Origin of the sequence: Sphingopyxis sp., from assembly GCF_035565275.1 — a bacterium.
In the GTDB taxonomy this organism is placed as follows: domain Bacteria; phylum Pseudomonadota; class Alphaproteobacteria; order Sphingomonadales; family Sphingomonadaceae; genus Sphingopyxis.
On the sequence record NZ_DATMST010000103.1, the window covers coordinates 1 to 7,723 of the forward strand.

Sequence of the window (7,723 nt, forward strand, 5' to 3'; positions counted from 1 at the left end):
GCCCGCCGTGGCGCCCGCGTTGAAGATGTTCGTCGCGTCGAGCGTCGCGATGAACTGCCCGCCATTCTGCGCGCGCACGTCGATGGTTCCGCCCTGCGCGGTGCCGCCGGTCCCCAGCACATTGACCGTGTTGGCGCTGGCGTCCACCCGATAGACCTCGGCGCGGATCGTGCCGCCGTCGGCGAGGAAATCGATATCACCGGCAACGGCATTGCCGGCGCTTTGTTCAATCGAGCCCGAGATGCTGCCGCCCATAGCCTGCGCGATGAAGCTGTTCCCTGCCTCGATCGTTCCGCCCCCGGTTGCGGTGACCGTGACGGTGCCGCCGGTGCCGGTGCCGAAATTCTCGCCCGCCGTGCCCATGCCGACCGCGAAAAGGCGCATGTCGCCGGTGCTCGCGATCGTCGACCCGTTCGCGGCGCTCAATATCGTCGCGCCCGCTTGCGCGTTGCCGGTTCGTCCCGTCGTGCCGCTGGTGCTGTTGCCCGATCCCGCCGGTACCGAGGCATCGAGCGTCAGCAGGCTCAGCCCCACAGTGGCGCCGCCATCGGCCGTCAGGCGTGCCGTGCCGCCGACGCCGCTGCCGCCGACCGCATTCTCGCCATCGGCCCTGCCGCCACGTCCGATGGCGTAGAGGGCAAGGTTGCCGAGCGACAGGTTGCTCGCGGCATCGGCGTTGACGATCAATTCCGCCGTGCCGCCCGTTCCGTCGCCGCCATTCAGCGTCAGAAAGCTTCCGATGCTTCGGCCGCCGGCGCCCTCGGCATTGATGAAGCTTTGCGTCGTCGAGAGCGATGAGCCGGCGCCTGATACCGCGATGCGTGCGGTGCCGCCGAAGCCGTCGCCCGACTGGACGAGCCCGAGGCCGCCAGTGCCGCCCGCATCGATCGCCAGCAGTGCGGCCGGTCCGACCGCCCCGCCATCGGCGACCGTCAGACTGGCGATGCCGCCGCGCCCGTCGCCGTTGACGTCGGGTGCGGTGCTGAAGCTGGTCGCGCCGGTGCCGACCGCGTTGATGAAGATGTTGGGCGCGGTCAGCGTGCTGCCCGCATTGCTGACCGCGATGCTGGCGTTGCCGCCCCTGCCGCTGCCGCCGCTGCCGTTGGTACCGACGATGCCATAACCGCTGGCCTCGACGGTGACCGCCGACGCCGACACCGATCCGCCGGTGATCGTCAGGCTGGCGGTTCCGCCCTGGCTGTTGCCGGTCAGCGCCTGGGGTATCCCCGAAGCATCGATCGTCAGGCCGCCGGTCGTCGACAGCGTGCCGCCGGTGACGTTGATCGCGGCGTTACCCGCGGTGGCGCCGGTCCCGCCCGAGACGATTGCGAGGCTGCCCGTGGCGCCGCCCGACTGGCCGGTGCCGATATTCAGCGTCGCGCTCGCGTCGCCGATGAAGGTGCCGCTGCCCTCGACGAAAAACTGGCCCGCCGACGACAGTGGCGCGGGCGATCCCGGCAGTTGCTGCGTCGGGCCGGCGGTGAAGGTGCCGCTGGCGCGCGCGGTCGTGTTGCTGCGGAACAGCGTGTCGCCTGCGACGATGTTTGCCGCGGTCGCGTTCACCGGGGTCGTCGCCCGTTCGCCGCCGACGATGTTATAGCCCGCCGACAGGCGTATCGCGCCGTCGGCCTCGGTCGCCGAGACGGCGTCGTCATATCCGATCGCGCCCGAAACCAGCATCGTCACGGCGTCATTTTTGGGAATGGCGACCATATAGATGCGGTTCTGGTCGGCGTCGCCATCCAGATGCGCGGGGCCGGTGGTTGTCCCCGTGTGGGTGATGACATTGCCGCCTTCGGCCCCCACCGTCACATTGATGTCGAACAGCCCGCCGTTGATGCGGATATCGGCCTGTTCGGCTGCGACATAGGCGGCCGAACCGTCGACGCGCACCGCGCCCGCCTGGACAACGCGCGGCGCGACGAGCGCGACGTAGCTGCTGCCCGGATTGCCGTTGGCTGCGTTGATCGTGCCGTTGACGGTGATCGCCGATGTTCCCGCCGCCCCGCGGAAGCGGATCGTGTTGGCCGGGCCGAGCAGACCGCCGCTGGTATCGATGGCGTTGCTGGTCAGCACGAGGCTGCCGACGTTGATCACGCCGGAGGCGCCGATCAATATGCCGCCGGCGTTATAGAACCAGATATTGCCTCCCTGCGGCCCGCTGGTTGATCCGAGATAGCTGTTGACCGTGCCGTTGATGGCGATCTGGTCGGTAATCGAGGTGCCGCCGCCGTCGACGAAGCGGTTGAGGACGGTATAGCCCGATGCGTCGCCGACGAAGTTCAGCGTGTTCCCCGACGGCAGGAAATCGATCACGCCGCCGACGGGGGTATTGGACGGTGTCCAGTCGATGATGCTCTGCGCGCCGTCGACGTTGACCGTGGACGGGTTCACGCCAGTGTTGATGGTCGTTCCCGACGGAAGCGTGGTGACCGTACCCGAGCCCGCCACTTGCGCCAGCGCGGGTCCGCCATGGGCCAGCGCCAGCATGCCCGCCGCGATCGCGCAGCTTTCGAGAAGGTGCTTTTTCCCCTTGCGGATCGGTGCTGCGGTGATGGTGGCACGCATGGCGGTCGTCCTCGATGCAAAGGTCATGGTCAGCGCGCCCGCACGCCGAACTGGGTGGTCAGCGACACGAGCAACCGCGGATCGGGCCTTTCGGTCAGAAATCCGCCGCGATTGAGCGGTACGGCAAGCGTCATGTCGAGCCGCGCGACAGCGCCATAAGCGACCCGCAGGCCGCCGCCGGCGGAATAGAGTTTCTGCGGGTCGAGGCCGTCGAAGGCGGTATCCTCGTTCCACACCCACGCGGCGTCGAAGAAGACGAACGGCTGAAAGGCAAAGGCCTTGGTGTTGGCGGGAACGAAGGAGCCGTAGCGGGCCTCGACCCCGACCCCGACCCCGTTGTCGCCAATGATCGTGCCCGGGTCGAACCCGCGACCGACGGTGAAGTTGCCGCCCGAAAATTCCTCATAGGCAAGCAGGGGGTCACTGGCCCATTGCGCGCGCGGCGCCGCCGACAGGGTGAACAGCTTGTGCGGCCGCCATTCGGCCTGCGCATTGGCCCGGACGAGGAAGGCGTCGGGCTTGCCCTCGACGCGGGTGAGCGGCACCGCTCCGGGCAGGAAGCACGCCCCGCCGCCGGGACCGCAATCGTCGCTGGCGCCGAGGAAGTTCACGCCCTGCCGCGCTTCGAACGATGTGGCATAGGACCAGCGCGGTTCCGACGGGCTGTATCCATTGCTTCCCGCGACCGACGCGGGGTCGATCCAGCTCGCATCGGCGCGCAGGTTGAAGATCCGCAAACGGTCGCGATTGATCGGGATGCCGCCAAGGCCGATATCCTGGTCGATGATATCGAGGCCGCCGCCGACGGTGATCCGCTCGGCCTGCGTCAGTACCGCCGGATAGGAAGCGAAGAGGCTGGCAATCTGCGTCTTCGACTTGACCGGCAAACCCGCGATGTCGGGGCGTGTCCACGCGTAGGTGTAGCTGCCGCCGAGCCGCAGTCCTTCACCCCCGACGCGGAATTCGTGCGAAAGCTGCACGACATTCTGTTCGTCGAAATCGGGAGTCGAATAAAAGCTGGCGGTGGTGAGGTCGCCCATGCCGGTGAGGCCCGCAAAGCGGACGCGCGCGACGCCGCCCCAGCGGCCGACATCGCGCGACCCGAAATTCTGGGCGCTGAAGTCAAACAGAACGGGGGTGCGCGCCACCGTCACTTCGCCGACGACTTCGCCGGGCGCGGCGCCGGGGCGCAGTGTCAGCCGGGCGTCCATGCCGGGAATATCGCGCGCGAGCAGCAAATAGCGTTCGGCGTCGACGATATTGAATACCGGCTGGTCGTCGAGCCGCGACAGATAGCGTTGCAGCAGTCCTTCGTTGGCGCCGGGGTCGCCGCGCACCTCGATCCGCGACATGCGCGCGCTTAATATGTCGAGGCGGACGACGCCGTCACCGATCGTTTGCGCGGGCACCCGTACCGCCGCCAGATAGCCGCGCGACCGCAATATCGTCGCGGCGCGGTCGCGAATGTCACAGACCGCCGAAATCGGCAGCTCCTGCCCGGCCCGGTCGGACCAGCTCGGCGCAAGCAGTGCGGGGTCTATCCCCTCGACGGTCGAAAATTCGACCGCGCGCAGCGTGAAGCGGATATTCGCGAATTCGGGACTGGCGAGCGGGCAGGGTGCGCGTTCGATGCTGTCGTCGGCCGAGACGATCTGTTCGTTGGGGGGTGTCACCGGTGCGAGGGTGGGCTGCTGGATTTCTTCGCGCGTCGGAATCTGCGGCGTCGCCTGCGCCAGCGCCATGGCAGGCAACGACGCGGCCGCCAGCCCTGCCGAACCGGCCAGCGCCCTGCGGATCGCAGCCGGTCCCGGCTTCACGATCGCCATATTCCCCAGATGCCCCCTGATCATTACCACCCCTTGCGCACGATGTCGCCGCATCGCAGGCGGCGCGCCAATTAGACTGGCCCTGCCGACGGCCGGCAGCGCGAATTTTCGACCCGGGGAAAGGTTCCGCCGACGGATCGGCAGATTTTCTTTCGATTATTATCAGACGGATCGGGCGGGTTCAATGGCCGCCCGGTCTGCCTGCCTTACCGTGCCTCGCCTTCCGACATCGCATCGACCAGGCGGTCGAGCTGCGGCGAGCAGCCCTTTGCCACCAGCATGTCGATCGACCCTTCGATCGTGTCGGGCGGATTGTCCATCGACGTAAAGCGCACCGTCACCGGCCGCGCGAGGCCGGCGCCCGACAGGCGATAGTCGACGCCATATTGCACCGGCAACTGGTCAGTCGGCCATTTGCGAAAATTCGCGCCGTCGACGATCGCGACGGTTGCCTTTTTACCGGCATTTTCGATCTCGAGCGCCGTGTCGCCCTCCATATTCGGACGCCAGAGCAGCAATGTTGCGGGGTCGGCGACGCAAAAGGTGCCGCCTTCGCGATAGTCGAGCAGCCACAGGTTGGGGGCGCGGGCATCGACCGGAATCGTATTCGGTTCGCCGCGCGAAAATCCGCCGCGTGACCGCATCGTCGGGCCCTTGGCAAGCATGCGCGTGACGGTGCCGCTCATCGACTGGCTGGCCTGGACGGTGCCGCTGGCGCCGAAAGTGCCGGGTCCGGAAAGGGTGCGGGTCTTGCCCGCCTGCATCAGCACGACCTTGTCGCCGGCGACGAGCGTCAGCTTGTCGGCCGCCTTCAGCTTTGCGCCCGTCGGATATTTGGTGGCCGAGGGCCCGGTCGAGCGGACGACCATCGATTGCGCGGCGGCGGTGCCGGCGACGGTCAGGGCAATGACGGCGGCCGTGGCAGCGAGGCCGTGGCGGCGCGTCCGGACGTCAGGAAAGAACATAGCTTTCTCCTTTTTCGGTCTCGTTCAGGCGTTCTATCAGAAACATGATGGCTGCATCCTGACCGAATATCTGCGCCAATGCTGTGGCGCCGGTCACATAGGCCTTTTTATCGCCTGCCGCGTGCGCGGCGACAAGCGCGGCGACGCGGGCGCGCCGTTCCGGCACAAGATCGGGGCGCGGGGTATAGACATCGACGGGCTGTGCACGGCCGCGCAATGTCACGCGTCCCATCGCGACCAGATCGTCGCGGCCCGACCGCGCGGCGGCTTCGGCCGAAATCAGGACGCCGGTCTTCAGGCCCTTGTTCGCCGCCTCGAGCCTTGAAGCGGTGTTCATGCTGTCGCCAAGCGCGGTATACTGGATGCGGCCCTCGCCGCCGAAATTCCCGACGATCGCGTCGCCGACATGCAGCCCGACGCGCGTCATCCCGATGGGCGGCACGTCCTCGGCCGCCAGATCGACACGGAATTTCTCGCCTGCCTGGTACATGGCGAGCGCGGCGCCGGCTGCCCGTTCGCCATCGTCGGCGCGGCTGATCGGCGCGCCCCAGAAAGCGACGACCGCGTCGCCGACGAACTTGTCGATCGTGCCGCCATGTTCGAGCACGATGTCCGAAAGCCGGTCCAGATATTCGTTCAGCAGGCGCGCGACGGTTTCCGGGGTCACTGCGTGGCTGAGCTTCGTAAAGCCTTCAAGGTCGGTGAAGACACAGAAGATGTTGCGCCGCTCGCCGTGCAGCGACAGCTGGTCGGGGTCGCGCATGATCTGTGCGGCGACGTCGGCGGGCAGATATTTGCCGAGCGCTGATTGCGCGAAGGCGCGCTGGCGCGACCCGACCGTGCGCGCGGCGGTGCCGACCGCGGCATAACCGAACAGCCAGCCGACCGCCCAGCCGAAGGTGGGCAGGGTGGTCGTGTCGATGCCGCGACCCTGCAGCCAGAAGGGGAAGGCGATAAAGAAGGCCATCTGGCCGAAAAAGGCGAGCGCGACCCAGCGGGCGCGAAGGTCGATGAGGCTGGTGAGACTGCCCGCGAGGACGACGAGGATAGCAAGCGCCCACAGCGCGGGTCCGGCAAGCGGGCGCGACCAGGCGTTGTCGAGCTGCTGCGCCAGCATGTGCGCGTGCACCTCGAGCCCGATCATCGTTTCATGCTGGCCGGTGATCGCGTCGGGGAAGCGGCTGAGCGGCGTGTTGAACTGGTCGTTGTCGATAATGTCGCCGCCGATCAGCACGTAACGGCCCTTCACCAGTTCGGCAAAGCCCTCGCGCATTTCGGCGTCCATCGGCATCGCGAAGGTGTCGATCGGGATATTGGCGAAGACGGGCTCGACCTCTTTCTCGGCCGCCCGGGCAGGGACGAGGAAACGGATATTGCCCTGATAGTTCGCATGCGCCCGATCGACGGGGGCGAGGGCGTTGGCCATCAGCGGCGGCAGGTTCTTCGGCCGGTCGGGCCAGTTGCGGATCACGCTGTCGTCGTCGGTGCGGAACAGCACGCTCGTCGGCCTCGTCTTCGCAGTCGTGACGTCGGCCTGATAGGCTTCCAGATATTTCTGCTGTTCGTAGAAGATCGTGTTCGGGTTGCTCTGCTGCTCGGCATAGGCGAGCCAGGTCGGCGTCTGCATCGCGCGCAGCTGCGCCTTCAGCACGTCGTCGTCGGGGCGCGGGGAATCGAAGACGATATCGATCCCGATCGCCTTCGCGCCCATCTGGTCGAGGTTGCCGAGCGCCTTCGCAAGCAATGTCCGGTCGAGCGGCGAGCGGATGCCGGTGTTGAACAGCGTCTCGTCATTGTAGGTGACGAGAGTGATGCGCCTGTCCTGTTCGACGCGCGGCGCCATCAGCGTCGCGCGGGAATCGTAAAGCGCGCGTTCGGCGGCGTCGATCAGCGGCATCTGCCAGCTGAACCTTGCGACCAGCATCGCCACGAACAGAAAGGCGATCGTCGCCGCCATGCGTGACGGACCAAGCTGCATGACCAGCCGGCGCACCCGCTTGCGCAGCGGGACCGCGGGTCGCTGGCCGTCCAGCGCGGAGGTCGGGTCGGCGGCTGTCATCGGATCAGCGGGCCGCGCGACCGGCTGCCCCCTTCGTGCCCGCAGCGGCGGTGGTTGTACCGTCATGGAGCAGCGCCTGGCCGCCGTCGCCGATGATCGCGAAGCCCGCCCAATAATAGGGATGCGAGGTCTGCTGGTCGTCCATCAGACGCACCTGCGTCGCCCACAGCGCATCGGCGACGCTGGTCCCCTGGCCCGCCGTGAACAGTCCGCCGATCAGGCGCCGGGTCGCGTTGAAGTCGTCGGGCGCGGGCCAGTGGCTCGCGATGACCGAACGGCCGCCCGCGCCGATGAAGCTGCGCACG

Annotated in this window: 5 protein-coding genes; all 5 read right to left on the bottom strand. The window is 67.4% G+C overall.

Going from position 1 to position 7,723, the window contains the following annotated elements; genetic code table 11:
• Window positions 1-2,568, bottom strand: a 2,568-nt coding sequence (locus VN047_RS07265; protein WP_414712677.1) for a beta strand repeat-containing protein, incomplete at its 3' end; no start/stop codon positions are given.
• Window positions 2,569-2,597: 29 nt separating this feature from the next.
• The gene (locus VN047_RS07270; protein WP_325541460.1) at window positions 2,598-4,418 is read right to left on the bottom strand and encodes a ShlB/FhaC/HecB family hemolysin secretion/activation protein; all 1,821 of its coding nucleotides are present in this window, start codon (window positions 4,416-4,418) and stop codon (window positions 2,598-2,600) included.
• Window positions 4,419-4,600: 182 nt separating this feature from the next.
• A complete protein-coding gene (locus VN047_RS07275; RefSeq protein ID WP_325541461.1) occupies window positions 4,601-5,359 on the bottom strand; it encodes a hypothetical protein in 759 nt (252 codons plus the stop codon).
• Window positions 5,346-7,418 (bottom strand): adenylate/guanylate cyclase domain-containing protein, encoded by a 2,073-nt coding sequence (locus VN047_RS07280; protein ID WP_325541462.1) that lies wholly within the window; start codon window positions 7,416-7,418, stop codon window positions 5,346-5,348. The genes VN047_RS07275 and VN047_RS07280 overlap by 14 nt, the downstream gene beginning before the upstream one ends.
• A gap of 4 nt (window positions 7,419-7,422) precedes the next feature.
• Window positions 7,423-7,723, bottom strand: a 301-nt coding sequence (locus VN047_RS07285; protein WP_325541463.1) for a CHAT domain-containing protein, incomplete at its 5' end; no start/stop codon positions are given.

What these genes read in the sequence shown, in the direction of transcription:
- VN047_RS07270 (WP_325541460.1), bottom strand. Translation starts at nt 4,418, where the DNA reads ATGATCAGGGGGCATCTGGGGAATATGGCGATCGTGAAGCCGGGACCG.
- VN047_RS07275 (WP_325541461.1), bottom strand. Translation starts at nt 5,359, where the DNA reads ATGTTCTTTCCTGACGTCCGGACGCGCCGCCACGGCCTCGCTGCCACG.
- VN047_RS07280 (WP_325541462.1), bottom strand. Translation starts at nt 7,418, where the DNA reads ATGACAGCCGCCGACCCGACCTCCGCGCTGGACGGCCAGCGACCCGCG.